At 70.3% G+C, this 22,584-nt stretch carries 22 protein-coding genes; 15 read left to right on the top strand and 7 right to left on the bottom strand.

The window, feature by feature from the left end:
* The first annotated feature begins 62 nt into the window (after positions 1-62).
* Entirely contained in the window at positions 63-1,208 is a 1,146-nt protein-coding gene (locus tag AB0C02_RS17740; RefSeq protein ID WP_357549229.1) for a sigma-E factor regulatory protein RseB domain-containing protein, read from the top strand.
* Here the strand turns inward: AB0C02_RS17740 and AB0C02_RS17735 are convergent.
* Entirely contained in the window at positions 1,187-1,861 is a 675-nt protein-coding gene (locus AB0C02_RS17735; RefSeq protein WP_357549362.1) for a DUF2306 domain-containing protein, read from the bottom strand. The two genes, AB0C02_RS17740 and AB0C02_RS17735, sit on opposite strands and share 22 nt — an antisense overlap.
* A gap of 163 nt (positions 1,862-2,024) precedes the next feature.
* On the opposite strand from AB0C02_RS17735, the gene AB0C02_RS17730 reads away from it, so the two are divergent.
* Together AB0C02_RS17730 and AB0C02_RS17725 are read left to right on the top strand one after the other, a co-directional pair.
* Positions 2,025-2,720, top strand: a complete 696-nt coding sequence (locus AB0C02_RS17730) for a TetR/AcrR family transcriptional regulator C-terminal domain-containing protein (RefSeq protein ID WP_357549361.1) — start codon at positions 2,025-2,027, stop codon at positions 2,718-2,720.
* Between the two features lie 182 nt (positions 2,721-2,902).
* Positions 2,903-5,122 carry an ATP-binding domain-containing protein gene (locus tag AB0C02_RS17725; protein WP_357549360.1) on the top strand — a complete coding sequence of 740 codons (2,220 nt, stop codon included), beginning with the start codon at positions 2,903-2,905 and terminating at the stop codon, positions 5,120-5,122.
* 96 nt (positions 5,123-5,218) lie between these two features.
* On the opposite strand, the gene AB0C02_RS17720 is transcribed toward AB0C02_RS17725, so the two are convergent.
* Positions 5,219-5,641, bottom strand: coding sequence for a hypothetical protein (locus AB0C02_RS17720; protein WP_357549228.1), 423 nt, complete (start codon positions 5,639-5,641; stop codon positions 5,219-5,221).
* A gap of 275 nt (positions 5,642-5,916) precedes the next feature.
* Between AB0C02_RS17720 and AB0C02_RS17715 the strand changes: the two genes are divergently transcribed.
* From AB0C02_RS17715 to AB0C02_RS17705, 3 genes are all read left to right on the top strand, one after another.
* Positions 5,917-6,300, top strand: coding sequence for a hypothetical protein (locus AB0C02_RS17715; protein WP_357549227.1), 384 nt, complete (start codon positions 5,917-5,919; stop codon positions 6,298-6,300).
* Positions 6,301-6,522: 222 nt separating this feature from the next.
* Entirely contained in the window at positions 6,523-7,770 is a 1,248-nt protein-coding gene (locus AB0C02_RS17710) for an AAA family ATPase (RefSeq protein ID WP_357549226.1), read from the top strand.
* On the top strand, positions 7,767-8,357 hold the full coding sequence (locus AB0C02_RS17705) for a DUF4276 family protein (protein ID WP_357549225.1): 591 nt from the start codon (positions 7,767-7,769) through the stop codon (positions 8,355-8,357). The genes AB0C02_RS17710 and AB0C02_RS17705 overlap by 4 nt, the downstream gene beginning before the upstream one ends.
* 52 nt (positions 8,358-8,409) lie before the next feature.
* On the opposite strand, the gene AB0C02_RS17700 is transcribed toward AB0C02_RS17705, so the two are convergent.
* Both AB0C02_RS17700 and AB0C02_RS17695 read right to left on the bottom strand, forming a co-directional pair.
* The gene (locus AB0C02_RS17700; protein WP_357549224.1) at positions 8,410-8,631 is read right to left on the bottom strand and encodes a DUF397 domain-containing protein; all 222 of its coding nucleotides are present in this window, start codon (positions 8,629-8,631) and stop codon (positions 8,410-8,412) included.
* On the bottom strand, positions 8,628-9,485 hold the full coding sequence (locus AB0C02_RS17695) for a helix-turn-helix transcriptional regulator (RefSeq protein ID WP_357549223.1): 858 nt from the start codon (positions 9,483-9,485) through the stop codon (positions 8,628-8,630). The genes AB0C02_RS17700 and AB0C02_RS17695 overlap by 4 nt, the downstream gene beginning before the upstream one ends.
* Positions 9,486-9,925: 440 nt before the next feature.
* Here AB0C02_RS17695 and AB0C02_RS17690 point away from each other — a divergent pair, with 440 nt between their 5' ends.
* Positions 9,926-10,180 (top strand): DivIVA domain-containing protein, encoded by a 255-nt coding sequence (locus tag AB0C02_RS17690; protein WP_357549222.1) that lies wholly within the window; start codon positions 9,926-9,928, stop codon positions 10,178-10,180.
* Between the two features lie 98 nt (positions 10,181-10,278).
* Positions 10,279-10,515, top strand: coding sequence for a hypothetical protein (locus AB0C02_RS17685; RefSeq protein ID WP_357549359.1), 237 nt, complete (start codon positions 10,279-10,281; stop codon positions 10,513-10,515).
* 26 nt (positions 10,516-10,541) lie between these two features.
* Here AB0C02_RS17685 and AB0C02_RS17680 read toward each other — a convergent pair whose 3' ends face one another.
* A complete protein-coding gene (locus AB0C02_RS17680) occupies positions 10,542-11,318 on the bottom strand; it encodes a DeoR/GlpR family DNA-binding transcription regulator (protein WP_357549221.1) in 777 nt (258 codons plus the stop codon).
* On the bottom strand, positions 11,318-13,354 hold the full coding sequence (locus tag AB0C02_RS17675; protein ID WP_357549220.1) for a beta-galactosidase: 2,037 nt from the start codon (positions 13,352-13,354) through the stop codon (positions 11,318-11,320). Before AB0C02_RS17675 ends, AB0C02_RS17680 begins: the two co-directional genes overlap by 1 nt.
* A gap of 142 nt (positions 13,355-13,496) precedes the next feature.
* Here AB0C02_RS17675 and AB0C02_RS17670 point away from each other — a divergent pair, with 142 nt between their 5' ends.
* The 7 genes from AB0C02_RS17670 (at position 13,497) to AB0C02_RS17640 (ending at position 21,831) form a co-directional block, all read left to right on the top strand.
* A complete protein-coding gene (locus AB0C02_RS17670; RefSeq protein WP_357549219.1) occupies positions 13,497-14,819 on the top strand; it encodes an ABC transporter substrate-binding protein in 1,323 nt (440 codons plus the stop codon).
* Positions 14,820-14,840: 21 nt separating this feature from the next.
* Complete coding sequence (locus tag AB0C02_RS17665) at positions 14,841-15,713, top strand: sugar ABC transporter permease (RefSeq protein ID WP_357549218.1); 873 nt, start codon at positions 14,841-14,843, stop codon at positions 15,711-15,713.
* Positions 15,710-16,618, top strand: coding sequence for a carbohydrate ABC transporter permease (locus AB0C02_RS17660; RefSeq protein ID WP_357549217.1), 909 nt, complete (start codon positions 15,710-15,712; stop codon positions 16,616-16,618). Before AB0C02_RS17665 ends, AB0C02_RS17660 begins: the two co-directional genes overlap by 4 nt.
* Entirely contained in the window at positions 16,615-18,828 is a 2,214-nt protein-coding gene (locus AB0C02_RS17655; RefSeq protein ID WP_357549216.1) for an alpha-galactosidase, read from the top strand. Before AB0C02_RS17660 ends, AB0C02_RS17655 begins: the two co-directional genes overlap by 4 nt.
* A gap of 229 nt (positions 18,829-19,057) precedes the next feature.
* Entirely contained in the window at positions 19,058-20,044 is a 987-nt protein-coding gene (locus tag AB0C02_RS17650; protein WP_357549215.1) for a polysaccharide deacetylase family protein, read from the top strand.
* 133 nt (positions 20,045-20,177) lie between these two features.
* Positions 20,178-20,570 (top strand): YciI family protein, encoded by a 393-nt coding sequence (locus AB0C02_RS17645; RefSeq protein WP_357549358.1) that lies wholly within the window; start codon positions 20,178-20,180, stop codon positions 20,568-20,570.
* A 1-nt stretch (position 20,571) separates the two neighbouring features.
* Entirely contained in the window at positions 20,572-21,831 is a 1,260-nt protein-coding gene (locus AB0C02_RS17640; protein ID WP_357549357.1) for a sigma-70 family RNA polymerase sigma factor, read from the top strand.
* Between the two features lie 14 nt (positions 21,832-21,845).
* Here the strand turns inward: AB0C02_RS17640 and AB0C02_RS17635 are convergent.
* On the bottom strand, positions 21,846-22,584 hold a 739-nt coding region (locus AB0C02_RS17635; protein WP_357549214.1), incomplete at its 5' end, for a hypothetical protein.

The following is a 22,584-nucleotide window of genomic DNA, read 5'->3' as shown; positions in this document are numbered from 1 at the left end:
GGTTTCTCCTCAGCGGCCTCACAGCGACCCACGTGCACCATTACGGTCAGGAGGTGCCTAACATGCCCGTATTCAAGAATCGTGCCGTGCTGCGCTGGCTGGTCCCGGTGACCGCGGGGGTCGCCGTGATCGGCGGTGGTGCCGCGGTCGGCACGTTCGCCGCCGGGGCCGAACCGGCGCTGCCGCCGCGCACCGCGGCCGACCTGCTGAACGACCTGCGCACGTCCCGCCTGGACGGGCTCTCCGGCACGGTGGTGCAGCGCGCCGACCTCGGGCTGCCGCCGATCGCCGACCTGGCCGGCGCGGCCACCGGTAACGAACTGGCCACCCTGCTCACCGGCACGCACACCCTGCGGGTCTGGTACGCCGGACCGGACCGGCAGCGGCTCGCCCTGATCGACACGCTCGGTGAGCAGGATCTGCTGCACAACGGCCGGGACGTGTGGACGTGGAGCAGCCGGACCAACACCGCGTCGCACCGGACGTTGCCGGCGGGCGAGGCGACCCTGCCGTCCGCGCCGGCCACCCCGGCCGACGCCGCCGACCGGGCGCTCGCCGCGATCGACCCGACCACCGAGGTCACCGTCGGCCGCTCCGCACGGGTGGCCGGGCGGGACGCGTACGAGTTGGTGCTCAGCCCGCGCGACGCCGACTCGCTGGTGCACCAGGTGCGGATCGCGTTGGACGCGAAGAAGCACGTGCCGCTGCGGTTCGAGGTGCTCGCCAACGGCACCGACCGGCCGGCGTTCGAGGTGGCCTTCACCCAGGTCGACTTCCGCACCCCGGACGCCGACCAGTTCCGGTTCAACCCGCCGCCGGGGGTCACGGTCACCGAGGAGCCCGGCGTCAAGGCCGGCGAGGATCTGGCGGGGGTCGAGCGCGGGCCGGCCGCGAAGCACGACCCGGACACCGACCGGCGGCCGGACGGCCAGGACCTGCGTACGGTCGGCACCGGCTGGACCACGGTGCTGGTGGCGCGGCTCGACGCGGCCGGTCTGACGGGTGGCCCGAAGGGCGACGCGAAGTCGGCGGCGCCGGGCGCGGACGCGGTGGCCCAGGTGCTCGGCGGGCTGCCGAAGGTGAGCGGTGACTGGGGCAGCGGCCGGCTGTTGACCGGGAAGCTGTTCAGCGTGCTGCTCACCGACGACGGCCGGGTGCTGGCCGGCATGGTCACGCCGGAGCGGCTCTACCAGGTCGCGCGCGGCTGACTCGCCGGCCCGGCGCCCGCGTGAGCGTTGGTCGGACGTCCAACGGTCCGGGGTGACCGGGTGGGTCGCTTGCGGAGCGCCCATTCGGTCACCCCGAGGTTGATCACCCAGCCGGCGAGAATGAGCAGCGCCCGGGTGAGCCCACTCGGCGGGCCGGCCAGCACCATCCAGGGCAGGTGGGTCAGGACCTGGGTGCCCGCGCCGAGACCGATGGCGTAGCCGCGAGCCATCCAGGCGCGGTGGCGGGCGATGTCCCGGCGCCGGATGGCGGCGACGCCGAGGACGATGAAGGCGACCATGGCTGAGCCGAAGACGAGCCGGAAGCCGGTGACGAGCACGTCGTCGCTGGGCGGCCGGGGATAGAACAGCGCCATCCAGAGCCCGGACAGCGCGGCGGCGAGTCCGCAGGGGACCAGCAACCGCCCGGCTGCGCGGTGCCAGCCGGGCCGGCGGCGGCGGAATCCACGGGCGAACTGCGCCGCGCCCAGCAGGCAGTAGAGGCTGGCGCCGACGATGTGCACCAGCACGGGCACCGGTGCGGCGAAGAACCGGGCGTTGTCTGCTGTGACTGTCGCGCCGCCGCTCAGCTCGGCGACCCGGGCGGCACCGGCGATCACCGGCACGGCGCTGAGCATGATCAGCCCGACCGGCACCAGCCAGTCTCGTTTCACGAAGGAAGTCACCGCGGTTCCCTTCTCTCGTTCCGGTCATCAGCAGGCCGGTCACGTCGGAGGTGTACGGCGTACACCTCTTCGCCTGAAGGGTAGGGTGTACGCCGTACACCGTCAAGGGGTGTTCCTACGAGAGGCGGTCGACATGGTCCAGCAGGCAGCCGGTGCGCGTCGGGTCCCGCTCAACCGGGACCGCGTGCTCCACGCCGCTGTCGCGCTCGCCGACCGGGCCGGGATCGAATCGCTGAGCATGCGCGCCCTCGCCCAGGAACTGGGCGTCGTGCCGATGGCGCTCTACAAACACGTGGCCAACAAGGAGGAACTCCTCGACGGCATGGTCGACGTCGTCGTCAGCGAGATCGACCCCCCGGAGGCAGGCACCGCCTGGAAGAGCGCGATCCGCCAGCGCATCCTCTCGGCCCGGCGGGCGTTGCTGCGCCACCCATGGGCGTCCCGCGTCATCGAGTCCCGCCCCCACCCCACCCTGGTCGTGTTCGACTACCTGAACTCGGTCGTCGGCATGTTCCGGGCCGGCGGCTTCTCCATCGACCTCACCCACCACGTGATGCACGCCCTGGGTAGCCGGGTGTGGGGATTCACCCAGGAGGTGTTTCCCGGCCCACCGCCACCCGCCGATCCGCAACAGCAGGCAGCCGTGTTCGAGGAGTTGGCGCGCCGGTATCCGTACATCGCGGAGATCGCCCTGGGAGAAGCGCACGACAACGGATCGGTCGTGGGGCAGGGCTGCGACGACCAGTTCGAGTTCGAATTCGCGCTCGACCTGCTGCTCGACGGCTTCGAGCGGCTCCACCAGCAGGCGTGGAGGTCCACCCAGCCGTAGCGACGCGGCCGGCTTGGTCCGGCGGCTCGACGCGCGGTATCTTTCTCAGTCCAAACACAAAAAGGAATGGCAAAATCAGCCATTCCTACAGCTATCTTAGGCTCTGAGGAGACGGCTTGTCAACTGCGAGTGCGCTGGCGGGATCGGGCGACGAGATCGGCCGCGAGCAGGAGTACGTCTCGATGCTCTACGACCGGCTGGACGGCATGCGGGAGCAGGCCGCCCAGCGGCTCACCGAGGAGCTGCGGACCACCGGCGGCACGCTGCAGGCCCGCTCGCAGCGCGACTCCACCGTCGGGATGTACGCCGAGCAGGTCGAGCAGTTCTCCGCGGTGGAGACCGGCCTCTGCTTCGGCCGCCTCGACGGCGACGACGGCGCCCGCCGCTACATCGGCCGGATCGGCATCTTCGACACCAGCGGCGACTACGACCCGCTGCTGATGGACTGGCGGGCCCCGGCCGCGCGGTCGTTCTACCTCGCCACCGCCGCCAACCCGCAGGGCGTACGCCTGCGGCGGCACCTGCGTACCCGGGAGCGGAAGGTCACCGGGCTCAACGACGAGGTGCTGGACATCGCCACCGCCTCCCCCACCGCACACGAGGAGCTGACCGGCGAAGCGTCCCTGCTCGCCGCGCTCAACGCCGGCCGGACGGGCCGGATGCGCGACATCGTCGAGACCATCCAGGCCGAGCAGGACCGGATCATCCGCGCCGACCTGCCGGGCGTGCTGGTGGTGCAGGGCGGGCCGGGCACCGGCAAGACGGCGGTGGCGCTGCACCGCGCCGCGTACCTGCTCTACACCCACCGCCAGCAGCTCTCCACCCGGGGTGTGCTGCTGGTCGGCCCGAACGCCACCTTCCTGCGCTACATCTCCCAGGTGCTGCCGGCGCTGGCCGAGACCGGTGTGCTGCTGCGTACCCAGGCCGACCTTTTCCCCGGCGTGCAGGCCCGCCGGACCGAGCCGGCGCGGACCGCCGCGCTCAAGGGCCGCGCGCTGATGGCCGAGGTGCTGGCCAACGCCGTACGGGACCGGCAGTGGGTGCCCGACGAGCCGCTGGAGATCGAGCTGCCGCAGCGGGAGCTGCTCACCCTGGACCCGGACACGGTACGAGCGGCCCGGGACCGGGTCCGCCGCTCGAACCGGCCGCACAACCTGGCCCGGGCGCTGTTCGACATCGAGATCGTGCACGCGCTCGCCAACCAGGTGGCCGAGCGGATCGGTGCCGACCCGCTCGGCGGGGAGAACCTGCTCTCCGAGGCGGACGTCGCCGAGATCCGCCGGGAGCTGCACGAAGAGCCCGAGGTCCGCGCCACCCTGGACGAGCTGTGGCCGGTGCTCACCCCGCAGCGCCTGCTCGCCGAGCTGTACGCCGACCCGGAGCGGATCGCCACCGCCGCGCCGATGCTCACCGACGCCGAGCGGGCGCTGCTGCACCGCGAGCCGGGCGGCTGGACGCCGGCCGACGTGCCACTGCTGGACGAGGCGGCCGAGCTGCTGGGCGAGGACGAGCGCGCCGCCGCGGCCCGCCGGGATCGGATCCGGTCGCTGCAACGCGAGTACGCCGAGGGCGTGCTGGAGATCGCCCGGGGTTCCCGGTCGATCGACGTCGAGGACGAGGCGGACGGCGGCGAGATCCTCGGCGTCACCGACCTGCTCGACGCCGACCGGCTGTTGGAACGGCAGGAGGAGTCGGAGCGGCTGACCACCGCACAGCGCGCCGCGGCCGACCGGAGCTGGGCGTTCGGGCACGTCATCGTCGACGAGGCGCAGGAGCTGTCGCCGATGGCGTGGCGGCTGCTGATGCGCCGCTGCCCGAGCCGGTCGATGACCATCGTCGGTGACGTGGCCCAGACCGGCGCTCTCGCCGGCACGCCATCCTGGTCAGAGGCGCTCGAACCGTACGTGGCGGACCGGTGGCGGCTGGAGGAGCTGACCGTCAGCTACCGCACGCCCGCCGAGATCATGGCGGTCGCCGCCGACGTGCTCGCCGCGATCGACCCGGCGCTACGCCCGCCCCGCTCCGTACGCGCCAGCGGCGTGCCACCCTGGGACCGCACGGTCGACGCGGACCGGCTCGCCGCGGAACTGGTCGAGGCGACGGCGCAGGAGGCGGCCGGGCTGGCCGACGGCCGCCTCGGGGTGATCGTCCCAACCGGCCGAATGGCCGAGCTGGGCACGACGGTCACCGCCGCGCTACCAGAGGCGGCGGTCGGCGAGCAGCCCGAGCTGGCCAACCGCGTGGTGGTCCTCACCACCGAGCAGGCCAAGGGCCTCGAGTTCGACACCGTGCTGGTGGTCGACCCGGCCCAAATCGTCGCCGAGTCCCCACGCGGCCACAGCGACCTCTACGTCGCCCTCACCCGCGCCACCCAACGCCTCGGCATCCTCCGCACCGCTTGACCCCGACCCTTGACCTCGCCTCGTTGATCATGAGGTTGGCGGCGATGTGGATCTCCACTGATGCCGCCAACCTCATGATCGACCAAGGGCCGGGCCTCAGCCTGGGTGGGGCCTCTCGTCGGTGAAGTTGCCGACCTGGGCGCCGCTCGACGAGGCGTCGCTGGTCGAGCCGCCAGCCGGGGTGCTCAGGCCGCCGGTGGTGGCGTCGCCGGTGGTGGTCGGCGCCACCTTGCCCCGGTGCCGCTCCGGCTGCCGGGCCACCCGGCGGGCGCTGGCCGGGCCGGCGGTGCCCCCGGTCGTGGTGACCGCGCCCTGACCACGGGTGGGCCCGCCGTCGCGCAGCACGTTCGGGTCGACCGGGACGTGCGCCGGATCGTCCGGATCCTCCTCCTGAATCACCCGCAACACGTCGGTCTGTGGCACCGTGACCTCGTCGACCGCGCCCTTGGCGTACACGCCGCCGGCGATCCGCTCCTCGGCCCGCCGCGCGGCCTCCTGCCGCATGTCGTCCTCACGCACGTCAACCACCTCGCAGTGCTCTCGGGTATCCGTGTTGCGTGCCCGACGACCGGCGACCCAAACCCCGGCCGGGTCGCCTCTGCTGGGTCGCGGTCACCATAGGTAACAGCCCGTGTCGGGCCCGCCCGAGGAACTTATTCGGCCGCAGGTCGGTGTTAGCTCTCCGGAGCCCCCGGGTAGACCCGGGGTGCCCCCGCCACGAAACGCGAACCGTGCCGTGGCCGAAACGCGGTAGCGGGGCGGGTGAGCAACTCATCGCATCCGAGGAGGACAAGATGAGCACGCAGGCTGCGTCCACCAGGCCGATGAACCGGCCGACGCAGGAGGTCCCCAACCGGGCGTCCATGCAGGAAGCCCAGACTCGCCAGATGCCGGCGATGGGCGACGGGCACCGGCATGAGATGCCCGCACCGACGGGCACCGAGACCAAGCAGGCGTTCCTGACCACCGAGTTCTGGGTCTACGCCATCGCGGTCGCGGCCGTTGTGATCGCGTCGTTCGTGGGGTATTCGACCACCTACGGCCTGCACATCAGCAACCCGAACGTGGCGTGGTGGTTCCTGACCGTGCTGACGGGCTCGTACCTGTTCAGCCGCGGTCTGTCCAAGGCTGGCTCGACACGGCGTTCCATGTCTGAACGGCGCATGGCCCGACGTTGACTTAGCGCAACACCTGAGAGGCGGTGGCCCCGGGATTCATCCCGGGGCCACCGTCGTCGTTTGCCCCGGTTCGCAGTTCAACCCATGACCGGGCCACACGACTGCCACTGCCCGGGCAGCGCGCCACAAAGCGGCGGAGGTCGGCCGGCTCGCCAGGCCCAGTAGGGTGAGGTCACGGGCTGGCACCTTCGGTGCAGTGACGACGCCGGCTTTGGAGACCACGTGAGCGAAATCAGACCGTTAGGGCCTAGGCCGAGCAGGCCGCAGTCACGAATTAGCCGAGTTCGGATCCGCAACTACAAGAGCATTGCGGAGTGCGACGTAACCCTGGAACCGCTGACACTGATCGTCGGACCGAACGGCACCGGGAAGAGCAACTTCCTGGACGCCATGGCATTCGTCTCAGACGCCGTCACCAGCACTCCTCAACGGGCGATCGAAATTCGTAATGGATTGCCGGAAATCCTACGGCGGGTGCCAGAGCCAGCAACGTCGTTCAGCATTGAGATCGACTTTGTCCTAGCGCCAGACGCGGATGAGCCGGAGTGGAAACGATGGACCTACGGCTTCGAGATTGCCACGACACCCGAATCGGCCGAGCATCCGTTTCAGGTATCGTGGGAGGAATGCCGGCCGTCTCCAACGACGTCAACGTCTAGCTTTCGGGCAGAGCGGGGGGTGGTAAGCCGCCCGTGTCACCTGAACAGAGAAGTGTCCGTAGACCTTGACCGCCTCTACCTGCCAAGCGCCAGCGCGGTTGACAAGGCACTCGACCAACTTACCCGGGCTCTGCGGGGTATGCGCTTCTACAACTTCGAGACGAGCGCGCTCCGGCTTCCAAAGCCGGGCGTCAAGCAGGCCGTCCTCGGCCGCAGAGGCGAGCACCTAGGCGACGTGCTGGGCGACCTCAGCGATTCGTATCCGGAAGTCAAGAGCCGGGTCGACGACTATCTCGCGGCCGTCGCGCCCAGCATCGTCGGTATCGAGCGGCATGCGGTCGGGCGCTACGTGACCATCGAGATGCGCCAGCGAAGCGACGACGGCACGGATGCCGCGTTCGGCCCCGACGCCATGTCGGACGGCACGATCCGTACGGCCGGGGTGCTGGCCGCGCTCTTCCAGGCCCCGACGCAGCACGGACAGGTCAACCTGATTGGCATTGAGGAGCCAGAGACAGCTTTGCATCCCGCTGCCGCCGGTGCCTTGTACGACGCGCTGACCGAAGCCAGCGAACACGTCCAAGTGATTGCGACAACCCAGAGCGATGATCTCCTGGATCGGGACGACGTTGATCTGGACAGCGTTCTGGCCGTCGGTAACATGAACGGATCAACAGTCATCGGCCCGTTGGACGCGGCGAGCCAACAAATCGTTCGTGATGGACTATTTACCGTTGGTGCCCTGATGCGAGCCAATCAGCTATCACCTGAACCCGGTGCCGTGGACCAGTTTGGACCGGTGGCAGAGTGAACGGGCACGAGCCGATCACCATCGCGCCGGCGATCGAGGGACACGGTGAGGTGACCGCCCTGCCCGTTCTGCTGCGGAGGATCGCTGCGGAGCTGTCGGTCTGGAACCTTCAGGTGGCGATGCCGCTTCGGGTGCCGCAGACGCAGTTGATTGGTGCAGGGCTGGAGGCGGTGGTGGCGGCTCAGGCCAGGCGGGTGACCGGGCCCGGAGGCGTGCTTGTGCTGCTTGACGCGGACGATCACTGCCCCGCCGACCTCGGCCCACGATTGCAAAGTCGGGCCCAGGCAGCTCGACCGGACGTCAGGGTAGGCGTGGTCCTTGCAAACCGCGAGTTTGAAGCCTGGTTCCTGGCTGCCGCCAAGTCGCTCGGCGGGCTACGGGGTCTACCCGACGAGCTGGAACCACCGGCCGACCCCGAGGCCAAGCGCGATGCAAAGGGCTGGCTCAGCGAGCGGATGGTCGGTCATCCCTACAAGCCCAAGGTGGACCAGGCTCCGCTCGCCGCCAAGTTCGACCTGCACGCTGCGCGAGCCAACTCCCCGTCGTTCGACAAGCTCTGGCGCGAGGTACAGAAACTGCTCTGCTGACCGAGGGGTGGCAGCCCTGTAGGTGCCACCCCTCGACGGGCAGGTCTCGGGGTCAGGATGTGGTGAAGTCGAACTCGCCTTCCTTGACGCCACCGACGAACGCCGCCCACTCCCCGGCCGTGTAGATGATCGTCGCAGCGTCACGCGCCTTGCTGTGCCGCACAGCCACCCGCCCGGACCCGTCCAGCACCGGCCCCGCCTCGACGCAGCTCCCACCGTTGTCGTTGCTCTTGGTGCTGATATGCCAGGCGACCGCCGGCAGACTCTCGCTCATGACAACTCCTCCACAATGCTGGCGATCAACTGCGTCGACTCTTTCGTACTCAACGCGGCTTCCCTGAGCCGATCGTACGCATGAACAAACCTCATTGATCTGGGTGCCTCCACGTAGAGCCGACCAGCCAGGTTCTCCAGGTAGGCGACCGCCGGGTACGGCTTCGGCAGCGCGAACAAGGTAAAGGCACCGTCCATGCCGGCGTGCAACGCGGCCGAGGATGACAGGACCCGGATCTCCACGTTCCGTCGCAATGCCAGCTCGTGAAGGTGTTGAAGCTGCGCGCACATCGTTCGTCGGCCACCGACGAGTCGGCGCAGAACGCTCTCGTCGAGGACGGTTGCGATCTTCGCGGATCCGTCCAAGATTTTTTGCCGCTCGAGTCTTAGCTGCACCCAACGAGCGATCTTTTCCGCCGGCACTTCAGGGTTCTCGGCGTTGCGAATAACCGCCTCGGCGTAGTCGCGGGTTTGCATGAGGCCCGGCAGCAGGATGGTGTTGTATGAGGCGATCTTTTCAGCTCGGCCTTCCAGCCAGGGGTATTCGATGAATGAGGCATCGACAACATCGCCGTAGTCCTCGTCCCAGCGGTCGGTGCGCCAGACTTCCTCGGCCAGCGCCAGCAGGCGAGCCCGCTCGGCCGCGTTGTGAAAGCCGTACAGGTCCAGCAGTGCGATGACGTCGCCCTGTCGAATGGGCCAGTCCGCACGCTCGTAGCGGCCCAGGGCCGACATGTCGCGATGGAGGTGCTCCGAGACGAGCTTCAAGGTCATCCCCCGCTCCTCCCGCAACGCCCGTAGTCGCTGCCCGAGCCACTGCGCCCGCAGCGTCCGAATAAACGGCTTGTGCGGCATGATCCACCTCTCGAAAAAAGTTGGCGAGGCCCGCGAAGGAACCATTGCTCCAGTTCGAGCCCACTGGAAATGTGGCCTTCAGGTGAGGTGATCACCGGCCCCCGGGGACGCCCGGTGCAAGCGCGGTAACCGCGGCTGTGCCAACAGCCGAGAAGGTGACGAGAGACGGCCTCGCGTGTGGCAGACGCATACCGGCTCTCGTCGGGTCTCAACATGAGGCGTCAGGACGTACGAGTCCCGGCCCCGATCCGACTTGACGAAATACCTATCACGGAAAAGCGGGTCCGCGCGACCCCGTCCTGTCCGACTTTCAGCACCATCCACCGGCAGCCCGGTGGCCGTACTCGCCGATTGAGGCTGCGGTCGCCGGGCGGGCGGTCCTGCCCGGAATTCCCCCTCCGGGCAGGACCGCCCTTCCAACCCGATGAAGGAGCCGACCGATGAACCGAGGCACCGTCTACGGCAGCACACCACCCCGGCTGCACCCACGCAACGTCCGCGACCGGCAGTTCTCCAGCGTGGGGTTCGGCCGGCGCGGCCTGGACCCACAGGAGGTACGCCGGTTCCTGCACCGGGTCGCCCTGGAACTGGCCACCCTGCATCAGGACGTCGCCCGGCTGAACGAGGAGAACATGCGGATCAAGCGGGCGCTGCGCGACTGGCAGAGCGCCCAGGCCCAGCAGCGGCAGTCGTGAACCCGGGGGCGGAACCCAACTCGGATGCGGTATTCGCGCCGCTGCCCCGGGCCGCCGTCGAAGCCTTCACCGGTACGGGCGAACCCGTACCCCGCTACGTGATCCACCTGCCCGTAACGGCTGCGGACCTCGCCGAGGCGCTGCGCTTCGCGTACACGCTGACGCGGTCGCTGGCTCTGATACCGGGCATCGAGGCAGCCGGGGCGACCGTCTCCCCGGAGGACGCTCAACACGTACGGCACTGGGTGTTCTGCGACCGGATCACGCCCGACCGGAGCCGATGCACCCGCCCGGCCGATCACGACGGTCCGTGCGACGCGACGGGCGGCGGCTGACCACCTACCCCGCCGAGCCCGGTTGCTCAGTCGACGTCCACGACGACCAGTTCGCCGACCTGCTCGCCGAGCTGTCGGCGGGCTTCCGGCGGCAGCCCGCCGTCGGAGATGAGCACGTCGGCCTCGTCCAGCGGGGCGATGGTGGCGATGCCGATGGTCTCCCACTTGGTGTGGTCGGCGAGCACCACGAGCCGCCGGGCGGCGTCGATCAGCCGCCGGTTGACCGCCGCTTCCAGCAGGTTCGGAGTGGTGAAGCCCGTCCTCGGACTCATCCCATGCACACCGAGGAAGAGCAGGTCGACGTTGAGGGCGGCGATGGCCGCCTCGGCCACCGGCCCGGTCAGCGCGTCCGACGGCGTACGGAGGCCGCCGGTGAGCACGACGGTCTGATCGGCGCGGGGGTTCTGGTAGAGGGCGTCGGCGACCGGGATCGAGTTGGTGACCACGGTGAGGCCGCGGACCTCGGACAGCCGGGCGGCCAGGGCGGCGGTGGTGGTGCCGGCGGAGAGGGCGACCGCCATGCCGGGCTCGACGAGGCGGGCCGCGCGCTCGGCGATGGCCCGCTTCTCGACCTGCTGCCGGATCGACTTGGCGGCGAACCCGGGTTCCTCGGCCGATCCGGGGCGGGCGAGGGTCGCCCCACCGTGAACCTTGTCGATCAGCCCCCGTTCGGCGAGCACCTCAAGGTCCCGGCGGATGGTCATGTCCGACACCCCGAACCGGCTGACCAGGTGGCTGACCCGGACGCCGCCACGCTGGCGGATCAGCTCCAGGATGGCGCTCTGCCGTTGCTGGGCGAGCATCAAGCCCTCCTTCGGGCGGCCGGACGCGGCGGGGCGGCGGGAACCGACCCGGGCTCCTCGCGAACCACCGCCACCTCGCCGGCCGGGACCACCAGCTCGCCGTCACACCGGCCGCCGTTGAGCAGCTCGGTGCCGGTGACGGCCAGCCGGGTCGCCGCGTCGGTGTGGTTGATGACGAACAGCCAGCTCCGGTCGGCGGCGCGCCGCCGGACCACCTCCACCCCGTCGGGGGCGGGCACCGGCGGCCGGACCCCGGCCTCGGCGAGCAGCCGGGCCACCAGACGGTCGGTGGCGGCCTCGTCCAGCCGGGTGCCGACGTACCAGGCGGCGCCGGTGCCGACGGCGTGCCGGGTCAGCGCGGGCACCCCGGGGAGCGGCCCGTCGGCGTACGCGGCGAGCACCTGCGCCCCCTCGGCGTGCAGCCACTCGGTCCACACGTCGGCGCCTGAGCCGTCGTCGAGGCGTACCGGCTCGCCGGCGCGCAGCGGGAAGAACTCCTCGGTACGGACGCCGAGCAGCTCGCGGAACGCGCCCGGGTAGCCGCCGAGCCGGATGTGGTCGTGTTCGTCGACGATGCCGCTGAAGTACGTCACCAGGGCGGTGCCGCCGGCGGCCACGAACGCTCGCAGGGACTCCGCGTCGGCGTCCCGGACCAGGTAGAGGGTGGGCACCAGGACCAGCCGGTAGCGGGACAGGTCGGTCGACGGGTGCACCACGTCGGCGGTGACCCCGGCTCGCCAAAGCGCGCCGTGCAGGGCGGTCAGCCGGTCGACGTAGGTGACGTCGACGCTGGGGTGGGAGTCCAGCTCGACACCCCACCAGGCCTCGTAGTCGAAGAGGATCGCCACGTCGGCCTCGACCCGGCTGCCGCGTACCTCGGCGAGGGCGGCCAGGTCGGCGCCGAGCCGGCACACCTCGCGGAACACCTTGGTCTCCGGGCCGGCATGGGGGACCAGCGCGGAGTGGAACTTTTCCGCGCCCGCCCGGGAGGCCCGCCATTGGAAGAAGAGCACCCCGTCGGCGCCGCGCGCCACGTGGGCGAGGCTGTTGCGTCGCAGTTGGCCGGGGGTCTTGGCGACGTTGCGTGGCTGCCAGTTGACCGCGCTGGTGGAGTGCTCCATCAGCAGCCATGGCCCGCCGCCGGCGACGCCCCGGGTGTGGTCGGCGGCGAACGCCAGGTCGACGTACGGCCGTGGCTGGGCGGCGACGAGGTAGTGGTCGTTGGCGACCAGGTCCACGTCGGACGCCCAGGAGTGGTAGTCCAGGTGCTTGATGCCGGTGCCGATCATGAAATTCGTGGTGACCGGCTGGGGGGCGAGCCGGGTCAGCACTTCCCGCTCGGCGCGCAGCTGGGCACGCTGCTCGTCCGAGGAGAAGCGCAGGAAGTCCAGCTGTTGGGTGGGGTTGGCGAAGGTCGGCGCGGTACGCGGTGGGTTGATCTCCGCCCAGTCGTGGTAGCGCTGACTCCAGAATGCGGTGCCCCAGGCGGCGTTGAGCGCGTCCAGGTCGCCGTAGCGCTCGCGTAGCCAGCGGCGGAACGCCTCGGCGCTGACGTCGCAGTAGCAGTGCACGTTGTGGCAGCCGAGCTCGTTGGAGACGTGCCACATCACCACCGCCGGATGGTCGGCGTACCGGCCGGCGACGGCCTCGACCAGGGCGAGCGAGCGGTCCCGGAAGATCGGCGAGCTGGGGCAATATGCCTGCCGCCCGCCCGGCCACAGGATCGCGCCGTCGGCGCGGCGGGGCAGCGTCTCCGGGTGCCGGTGGGCCAGCCACGGCGGCGGGCTGGCGGTGGCGGTGGCGAGATCCACGTTGATCCCACCGTCGTGCAACAGGTCCAGCGCCCGGTCGAGCCAGCCGAACTCGTAGCGCCCGGGGGCCGGCTCCAGCAGGGCCCAGGAGAAGATCCCGACCGAGACCAGGTTGACCCCGGCCCGGCGCATCAGCGTGACGTCCTCGGCCCAGGTCTGCTCGGGCCACTGTTCCGGGTTGTAGTCGGCGCCGTACCAGATGCCCTCGCCGTGCCTGCTCCGCATGACAGCAGAGGCTGCCCCCGGAGAACACCCAAGTCAACACTTTCCAACATCGACGGAGCAGAGTAGCTTCAACCGCCACCGGCTGTTTGTGTTCGGACATGTGGATTCATGGTGAGCGCACCTCTTCCCCGTAGGAGGCACAATGTCTCGTCCTCGATCGCAAGCCGAGTACCTCGCCCGACTCGTACCCCCGTCCGTCGCCGGCCTCCACCGCCGCGCGCTGCTCGCCGGCGCGGCCGGCGCGGGCGCCCTGCTCGGCACCGGGCTGCTCGCCGGCTGCGGCACCGACTCCGGAGCCGACGCCAAGACCGTGTCGCTCGGCTCCAACCAGTCCGACCCGAAGCCGAAGGACGTCATCGCCAAGGTGATGGACGGCTTCAAGACGTCCTCCGGGGTCGAGGTCGCCATCAACACGGTCGACCACAACACGTTCCAGGAGAACATCAACAACTACCTGCAGGGCAAGCCGGACGACGTGTTCATGTGGTTCGCCGGCTACCGGATGCGGTTCTTCGCCGCCAAGGGCCTGACCGGCGACGTCAGCGACGTGTGGGGCAAGCTCTCCGGATATTCGGACGCGTTCAAGAAGGCGTCCACCGGCGACGACGGCAAGCAGTACTTCGTGCCGTCGTCCTACTACCCGTGGGCCGTCTTCTATCGGAAGTCGGTCTGGCAGCAGCACGGCTACCAGGTGCCGCAGACCCTCGACGAGCTGACCACCCTCGCCGGGCAGATGAAGAAGGACGGCCTGGTCCCGATCGCCTTCGCCGACAAGGACGGCTGGCCGGCGATGGGCACCTTCGACATCCTCAACCTGCGGATCAACGGCTACCAGTTCCACGTGGACCTGATGGCCGGCAAGGAGGCGTGGACCTCCGACAAGGTGAAGACGGTCTTCGACACGTGGGCCGGGCTGCTGCCGATCCACCAGCCGGACGCCCTCGGCCGCACCTGGCAGGAGGCCGCCCAGTCGGTGCAGCAGAAGAAGAGCGGCATGTATCTGCTCGGCCTCTTCGTCGCCCAGCAGTTCGGCGACGACGAGCAGGACGACCTGGACTTCTTCACCTTCCCGGAGATCGACTCGACCGTCGGCGCGAAGGCCCTCGATGCGCCGATCGACGGCTACATGATGGCCCGCAAGCCGAAGTCCCCGGCGAACGCGCGGAAGCTGCTGGAGTGGGTCGGCTCGAAGGACGCGGCGGACATCACCGTCAAGAACGACCCGAGCACCCTGGTGGCCAACACCGGCGCGGACACCAGCGGCTACACCGCCCTGCAGCGCAAGGCCGCCGAATTGGTCGGCTCCGCCACCGAGATCGCCCAGTTCCTCGACCGGGACACCCGGCCGGACTTCGCCTCCACGGTGATCATCCCGGCGTTCCAGCAGTTCATCAAGGATCCGAAGGACATCGGCGGGCTGCTGACCAGCATCGAGAACCAGAAGAAATCGATCTTTACCAGCTGACGGCGGAAGGGGGAGGACACCATGCGGCTCCTGTCCCGCACCGACCGCGTGGTGCTCACGCTGATGGTGCTGGTGCCGCTGCTGCTGGTGGTCGGCCTGGTCTGGCTGCCGGCGCTGGCCACCGTGCTGCTCTCCGGCACCGACTGGGACGGCATCGGCCCGCTCGGCGAGATCGACTGGGTCGGGTGGAAGAACTACGACGACGTGTTGAACATCTACCCGCCGTTCGTGCCGGCGATTCAACACAACCTGCTCTGGCTGGCCGCCCTGTTCGTGGTGGCCACCCCGTTCGGGATGCTCCTCGCCGTGCTGCTCGACAAGGAGCTACGCGGCGGCCGGTTCTACCAGACCGCGCTCTATCTGCCCGTGGTGCTGTCGCTGGCGCTGATCGGCTTCATCTGGCAGCTCATCTACAGCCGCGACCAGGGCCTGCTCAACGCCGTGCTGGGCAGCAACGTCGACTGGTACGGCGACTCGAACGTCAACATCTGGGCGGTGCTGGTCGCCGCCGGCTGGCGGCACGTCGGCTACATCATGCTGCTCTACCTGGCCGGCCTCAAGGGCGTCGACCCGTCGCTGCGCGAGGCCGCCGCGGTGGACGGCTCCTCGGAGACCAGCACCTTCTTCCGGGTGGTCTTTCCGGTGATGCGTCCCATCAACATCATCGTGCTGGTGGTGACGGTGATCGAGTCGCTGCGCGCCTTCGACCTGGTCTGGGTCATCAACAAGGGCCGCAACGGCCTGGAACTGCTCTCCGCGCTGGTCACCTCGAACGTGGTGGGCGAGGCGAGCCGGATCGGCTTCGGCTCCGCGCTGGCGACGATCATGCTGGTCGTCTCGCTGGTCTTCATCACCGTCTACCTGGCCACCGTCATGCGGGAGGGCCAACGATGACCGCGACGTCGACCCGCGAGCTCGCGACCGCCGCCCCGGCCGGGCACCGCCGGGCGCCGCGGCCCGCCCGGGTGGTCCTGCACCTCTTCCTGGGCACGGTGGCGATCGGCTGGCTCTTCCCGATCCTCTGGGCGGTGCTGACCTCACTGCGCTCGTACCGCTACACCGCAGCCAACGGCTACGTGTCGCTCGGCGGCTGGACCCTCGACAACTACGTCACCGCCTGGCGGACCGCCGAGTTCGGCAAGCACTTCCTCAACTCGGTCTACATCACGGTCCCGGCGGTGCTGTTGACCCTCTTCCTGGCCTCCTGCGTGGCGTTCGTGATCGCCCGGTTCAGCTGGAAGGTCAACCTGGCCCTGCTCGGGCTGTTCACCGCGGCGAACCTGCTGCCGCAGCAGGCCCTGCTGATCCCGCTGTTCCGAATGTTCACCGAAATCCCGCTGCCGGCCTGGATGAGCGACTCGGAACTGCTCTACGACAGCTACTGGGGGCTGATCCTGGTCAACGTCGCCTTCCAGTGCGGCTTCTGCGTCTTCGTGCTCAGCAACTACATGAAGGCCCTGCCGCACGAGTTGTACGAGGCGGCGATGGTCGACGGGGCCAGCATCTGGCGGCAGTATTGGCAGGTGACCATGCCGCTGTGCCGGCCGGCCCTGGCCGCCCTCGCGACCCTCGAGGTCACCTGGATCTACAACGAGTTCTTCTGGGCCACCGTGCTGATGCGCACCGGCGACAAGTTCCCGGTGACCAGTTCGCTGAACAACCTGCGCGGCGAGTTCTTCACCGACAACAACCTCGTCTCGGCCGGCTCGGTCCTGGTCGCGATCCCCACCCTGGTGATCTTCTTCTTGTTGCAGAAGCAGTTCGTCCGGGGCCTGACCCTGGGAGCCAGCAAGGGATGAGCATTGTCCACCTGCGGCGCGGCCGGACCAGCCTGGTGCTCGACGCGCGCGGCCCGGGCCTGCCCCGGGTCGTGCACTGGGGCGCCGACCTCGGCCCGCTGCCCGCCGACGACCTGCCCGCCCTGGTCGACGCCACCATCCCGCCGGTGGTGCCGAGCAGCCCCGACGCGCCGACCGTGCTGTCGCTGCTGCCCGAGGCGAGCGCCGGCTGGGGTGGCCGGCCCGGCCTGTCCGGCCACCGCGACGGCCGGGACTGGTCGACGGCCTTCCGCCTCGACGGGCTGGACGTCGCCGACGTCGCCCCGGAACCGAGCCGCGTGGCGGCGGGTGGGGAGGCGGTGCGCGTACCCGGGCAGGAGCGGGACCCCGACGGGGCCGGTGCCGCGCGGGTGACCGTGCGGGCGACGGACCCGGGCGCGAGGCTGTCCCTGATCATCGAGATCACGCTGGACCCGACCGGGCTGCTGACGCTGCGGCACCGGCTGCGCAACGACGGCGACCGGCCGTACGAGGTGCGGGAGCTGACCCCGGTGCTGCCGGTGCCGGCGGTCGCCACCGAACTGCTCGACCTCACCGGCCGCTGGTGCCGGGAACGCGCGCCGCAGCGGCACCCGTGGCCGATGGGCACCTGGGTACGCGAGGGCCGACACGGCCGGACCGGCCACGACGCCACGCTGCTGCTGGTGGCGGGCACGCCCGGCTTCGGGTTCGGGCACGGCGAGGTGTGGGCGGTGCACACCGCGTGGAGCGGCGACCACGTCACCGTCGCCGAGCGCCGCCCGACCGGCGAGGCCACCCTGGGCGGCGGTGAGCTGCTCACCCCCGGCGAGATCGTGCTCGCCCCCGGCGCGGAGTACGCCACTCCCCTGCTGCACGCGGTCCACTCGGCCGACGGGCTGGACGGGCTCAGCGACGTGCTCCACACCCACCTGCGGGCCCGCCCGCGGCACCCGCGTTCCCCCCGCCCGGTGACGTTGAACGTCTGGGAGGCGGTCTACTTCGACCATGACCTGAACCGGCTGAAGGGCCTCGCCGACCGGGCCGCCGAGGTGGGTGTGGAACGCTTCGTGCTCGACGATGGCTGGTTCCGGGGCCGCCGGCACGACCGGGCCGGGCTCGGCGACTGGTGGGTCGACCGCGACGTCTGGCCGGGCGGGCTGCAACCGCTCATCGACCACGTACGCGGGCACGGGATGCAGTTCGGGCTCTGGGTCGAACCGGAGATGGTCAACCCCGACTCGGACCTGTTCCGCGTCCGCCCCGACTGGGTGCTCCAGGCGCCCGGCCGACTGCCACCGCAGTGGCGCCACCAGCAGGTGCTCGACCTCGCCCACCCCGACGCGTACGCCCACCTGCTGGGCCGGCTGGACGCGCTGCTGACCGGGCACGACGGCATCGCCTACCTGAAGTGGGACCACAACCGGGACCTCACCGAGGCCGGACACGCCGGCCGGCCCGGGGTGCACGCGCAGACCGTGGCGGTCTACCGGCTGCTCGACGCGCTGCGCGCCTGGCATCCCGGGGTGGAGATCGAAAGCTGCTCCTCCGGCGGCGGCCGGGTCGACCTGGAGATCCTGCGCCGCACCGAACGGGTCTGGGCCAGCGACTGCAACGACGCCCTGGAGCGGCTGTCGATCCAGCGCTGGACCGGGCTGCTGCTCCCGCCCGAGCTGATCGGCACCCACATCGGACCAGAGCGCTCACACACCACCCACCGGGTGCACGACCTGGGCTTCCGGGCGGCCACCGCGCTCTTCGGCCACCACGGCATCGAGTGGGACATCAGCGCGATCTCGGCGGCGGAACGGGCCGAACTCGCCGCCTGGGTGGCGCTGCACAAACGGCTGCGTCCGCTGCTGCACGCCGGCCGGGTGGTCCGGGTCGACCACCCCGACCCGGCCGTGCAGGCCCACGGCGTGGTCGCCCACGACCGCACCCACGCGGTGTACGCGGTCTCCCGGCTGACCACCTCGGTGGCCCAGGTGCCAGGACCGGTACGCCTGCCGGGGCTGGACCCGTCCCGGCGCTATCTGGTCCGCCCACCGGCCGGGGTGCCGGGGCCGGCGCTGCTGGAACTGACCCCGCCGGCCTGGCTGGCCGCTGCCGAGGGGGTGCGCCTCGGTGGGTCGGTGCTCGGGTCGCTGGGGCTCCAGCTGCCCGCCCTGCACCCCGAGCAGGCCCTTCTGCTGGAAGTCACCGCCGTCGCCTAGGCGCTTTGCCTTCCCATCGAAGGCCTCGCCAGCGAGTCGGAAAGCGTCCGAAAGTTTCGGGTGGCAGCGGCTCCCCTCCTGGATCAGGAGTTCCCTGGCCAGGGCAGGTCCTCCAGCACATTTCCGGAAGTTGTTGACACCACAACCGGGCCGAACCAATACTGTCGCCATCGAAAGAGTTCGATAAGCCTCAACCACCCCGCCCTCGCCAGGAGGAGGCGCACCCCGGATGCGAACCACACCGAACCCCTCGAAGCGGTCCCTGCTCGCGAGCGTCGCCGTTGCCGCGCTGGTCGCGGCCGGCGGCGTCGCCGCCACCCTCGCCGTCACCGCCGCCCCGGCGCAGGCCGCCACCTGCAACGGGTACGTCGGGCTCACCTTCGACGACGGCCCGTCCAGCAGCACGCCGGCCCTGCTCAACGCGCTCAAGCAGAACGGGCTGCGGGCCACGATGTTCAACACCGGGCAGAACGCGGCCGCCAACCCGGCCCAGGTCCGGGCCCAGGTCGACGCCGGCATGTGGGTCGGCAACCACAGCTACACCCACCCGCACCTGACCCAGCAGAGCCAGGCGCAGATCGACTCGGAGCTCTCCCGTACGCAGCAGGCCATCGCCAACGCGGGCGGCGGCACGCCGAAGCTGTTCCGCCCGCCGTACGGCGAGACCAACTCGACGTTGAAGTCGGTGGAGGCCAAGTACGGCCTGACCGAGATCATCTGGGACGTCGACTCGCAGGACTGGAACGGTGCCAGCGTCGACGCGATCGTGCAGGCCAACGGCCGGCTCACCAATGGCCAGATCATCCTCATGCACGACTGGCCCGCCAACACGCTCTCGGCGATCCCGCGCATCGCGCAGGGGCTGGCCAGTCGCGGCCTGTGCGCCGGCATGATCTCCCCGCAGACCGGTCGCGCCGTGGCCCCCGACGGCGGCAGCAACGGTGGCGGCGGTAGCTGCACCGCGACGCTGTCGGCCGGCCAACAGTGGAGCGACCGCTACAACCTCAACGTCTCGGTCTCCGGCTCCAACAACTGGACCGTCACGATGACCGTCCCGTCCCCCGCGAAGATCATCGCCACCTGGAACATCAACGCCACCTGGACCAACTCCCAGACGATGGTCGCCACGCCCAACGGCAACGGCAACAACTGGGGCGTCACCATCCAGCACAACGGCAACTGGACCTGGCCGACGGTCTCCTGCCGAGCAGGCTGAACCGACCGGACCCGCGCCGGAGAATTCGCCAGAATTCTCCGGCGCGGGTGTCGAGAATCGGGGTGGCGACTTCTACCTGAGGGTGGAGCATCGAGAATCGGTGCACAGGCGTGAGGAGCCATCCGTGAAGTACATGCTGTTGATGCAGTTCAGCGCCGCTGGGGCCGACTTCCCGTCGATCGACACCTGGACGCCCGAGGAGATCCAGGCGCACATCGGCTTCATGCAGGACACCAACGCGAAGCTCACCGCCGACGGAGAACTGGTCCAGGCGGAGGGCCTGGGCGGGCCGCAGCAGGCGCGGATCGTCCGGGCGGGCGAGAACGGCGCCCCGGTGGTCACCGAGGGGCCGTTCGCGGAGACCAAGGAGTTTCTCGCCGGCTGGTGGATCGTCGACTGCGAGACCCCGCAACGGGCCGTCGAGATCGCCGCGTACATCTCCGCCGCGCCCGGCCCCGGCGGGCGACCGCTGAACATGCCGATCGAGGTGCACCCCGTCATGTCGGCACCACCCCAGGAGATCTGACCTGGGCTTGTCGGCCGTAGAGGACCTGCTGCGCGAGCTGGCGCCGCAGGTCCTCGGCGTGCTCACCCGCCGATTCGGCGACTTCGCCACCGCCGAGGACGCGGTGCAGGAGGCGCTGCTGGACGCGGCCACCCAGTGGCCGGTCGACGGGCTGCCGGACAACCCGCGCGGCTGGCTCGTCCAGGTCGCGTACCGCCGGATGATCGAACTGGTCCGGGCCGAGGCCGCCCGGCGCGACCGGGAGGACCGCGCGGCCCGGCGGGAGGGCGACCACCGGCGGACGGCGCCGGCTGCGGACGAGCCGCTGATCGCGGACCGGGACGACACCCTGGTCCTGTTCTTCCTCTGCTGCCACCCGACGCTGTCGACGGCGTCGGCGATCGCGCTGACCCTGCGGGCGGTGGGCGGCCTCAGCACCGCCGAGATCGCCCGTGCCTTCCTCGTGCCCGAGGCCACCATGGCGCAGCGGATCAGCCGCGCCAAGCAGCGCATCCGATCCTCCGGGCTGCCGTTCCGGATGCCCGACGAGGGCGAACAGGAGTCCCGGCTCGCCACGGTGCTGCACGTGCTCTACCTGATCTTCACCGAGGGGCACACGGCGAGCCGCGGTGACGCACTACGTCGGGTTGACCTGTCCGAGGAGGCGATCCGGTTGACCCGGGCGATGCACGGGCTGCTGCCGGAGGACAGCGAGGTGACCGGGCTGCTCGCCCTGATGCTGCTCACCGAGGCCCGCGCCGCCGCCCGGACCGGCCCGTCCGGGGAGCTGATCTCGCTCGCCGACCAGGACCGCACCCGGTGGGACGCCACCGCCGTCGCCGAGGGCACCACGCTGGTCACCCTGGCGATGGCCCGGGGACCGGTCGGGCCGTACCAGTTGCAGGCGGCCATCGCCGCGCTGCACGACGAGGCGCCCACCGCCGCGCAGACCGACTGGCCGCAGATCCTCGCCCTCTACCAAGTGCTGGAACGCCTGTCGGGAAACCCGGTGGTGTCGCTCAACCGCGCGGTGGCCACCGCGATGGTGCACGGCCCGGCCGCCGGGCTGGACGCCCTCGCCGCCCTGGCCGCCGACCCCAGGTTGGCCGGGCAGCACCGCCTCGACGCGGCCCGGGCGCACCTGTACGAGATGGCCGGCGACCCGAACGCCGCGGTGGTCCACTACCGGGCTGCCGCCGGGCAGACGACCAGTGTCCCCGAGCAGCGCTACCTGCTGATGCGGGCGGCGCGGCTGGCGAGCAAGGCGCCCACCACGGGTTGACCCCGCAGCCGTGGTCAGTGCACCGCGAGGTTGAGCCCGATCCCGGCGAGCAGCGCCGCCAGCATGATGCCGACGACGATCGCGACCACCCTGACGATGGAGGGGTCCCGGTAGGACCGCTGGACGAGCCGGACCGGCGCGCTGCGGTCGAGGCGCTGCCACTTCCGGCCGTTGGCGTCGGTAAAGATGATCTCGATGGCGGAGAACTCGACAACCGCTTCGACAACATGGGGATCGAGTTCCTCAGGGACGCGAAGATCGCCCTTCTCCTCGCCGATCAGGACGGGGATGTGGTGCGTCGGTCCCACCGATCCACCCGCCCACACGTGCCGGATCAGCACGTCCAGGACGGGCGCACCGCTGAAGTTCATCACCCGGTAGCTCACCTGAGCGGGGAGCGGCCTGTTCCGGAAGGGCTCCGGCTCGTCCAGGACGGCGAGGACCAACCGGGCCTGGGCGGCTTCGGCGTCCCGCCGCTCCTCACGGCGTACCCGCACCTCGTGCCGGAACAACAGTCCCGTGAACAGCACGGCGATCGTCGACATCACCAGGCCCGCGAGACTCCCCCAGGCCTGCATCCAGTCCGTGACCTTCGGCGCTTCCTCGGTCAGCACCGGGCCAGGGTAGAGGAAACGATCACGTCCGTGCGTACCCCTGAAGGGAGGTGGCCGGGTCCGCGCGGTCATGCACCCGACCCGAGTCGGGGAGATCGACCTAGACGGCATCGGCGAGGTCATGGAGTACGCCGAGCGG

The organism is Micromonospora sp. NPDC048999 (assembly GCF_040649295.1).
Lineage (GTDB): Bacteria > Actinomycetota > Actinomycetes > Mycobacteriales > Micromonosporaceae > Micromonospora.
This window is presented reverse-complemented; position numbering and strand designations above follow the sequence as displayed.

Excerpts from the sequence above, each read along its gene's own strand:
- AB0C02_RS17740 (WP_357549229.1), top strand. The coding sequence starts at position 63 with ATGCCCGTATTCAAGAATCGTGCCGTGCTGCGCTGGCTGGTCCCGGTG.
- AB0C02_RS17730 (WP_357549361.1), top strand. The coding sequence starts at position 2,025 with ATGGTCCAGCAGGCAGCCGGTGCGCGTCGGGTCCCGCTCAACCGGGAC.
- AB0C02_RS17725 (WP_357549360.1), top strand. The coding sequence starts at position 2,903 with ATGCTCTACGACCGGCTGGACGGCATGCGGGAGCAGGCCGCCCAGCGG.
- AB0C02_RS17715 (WP_357549227.1), top strand. The coding sequence starts at position 5,917 with ATGAGCACGCAGGCTGCGTCCACCAGGCCGATGAACCGGCCGACGCAG.
- AB0C02_RS17700 (WP_357549224.1), bottom strand. The coding sequence starts at position 8,631 with ATGAGCGAGAGTCTGCCGGCGGTCGCCTGGCATATCAGCACCAAGAGC.
- AB0C02_RS17695 (WP_357549223.1), bottom strand. The coding sequence starts at position 9,485 with ATGCCGCACAAGCCGTTTATTCGGACGCTGCGGGCGCAGTGGCTCGGG.
- AB0C02_RS17690 (WP_357549222.1), top strand. The coding sequence starts at position 9,926 with ATGAACCGAGGCACCGTCTACGGCAGCACACCACCCCGGCTGCACCCA.
- AB0C02_RS17680 (WP_357549221.1), bottom strand. The coding sequence starts at position 11,318 with ATGCTCGCCCAGCAACGGCAGAGCGCCATCCTGGAGCTGATCCGCCAG.
- AB0C02_RS17675 (WP_357549220.1), bottom strand. The coding sequence starts at position 13,354 with ATGCGGAGCAGGCACGGCGAGGGCATCTGGTACGGCGCCGACTACAAC.
- AB0C02_RS17670 (WP_357549219.1), top strand. The coding sequence starts at position 13,497 with ATGTCTCGTCCTCGATCGCAAGCCGAGTACCTCGCCCGACTCGTACCC.
- AB0C02_RS17665 (WP_357549218.1), top strand. The coding sequence starts at position 14,841 with ATGCGGCTCCTGTCCCGCACCGACCGCGTGGTGCTCACGCTGATGGTG.
- AB0C02_RS17660 (WP_357549217.1), top strand. The coding sequence starts at position 15,710 with ATGACCGCGACGTCGACCCGCGAGCTCGCGACCGCCGCCCCGGCCGGG.
- AB0C02_RS17655 (WP_357549216.1), top strand. The coding sequence starts at position 16,615 with ATGAGCATTGTCCACCTGCGGCGCGGCCGGACCAGCCTGGTGCTCGAC.
- AB0C02_RS17650 (WP_357549215.1), top strand. The coding sequence starts at position 19,058 with ATGCGAACCACACCGAACCCCTCGAAGCGGTCCCTGCTCGCGAGCGTC.
- AB0C02_RS17645 (WP_357549358.1), top strand. The coding sequence starts at position 20,178 with ATGCTGTTGATGCAGTTCAGCGCCGCTGGGGCCGACTTCCCGTCGATC.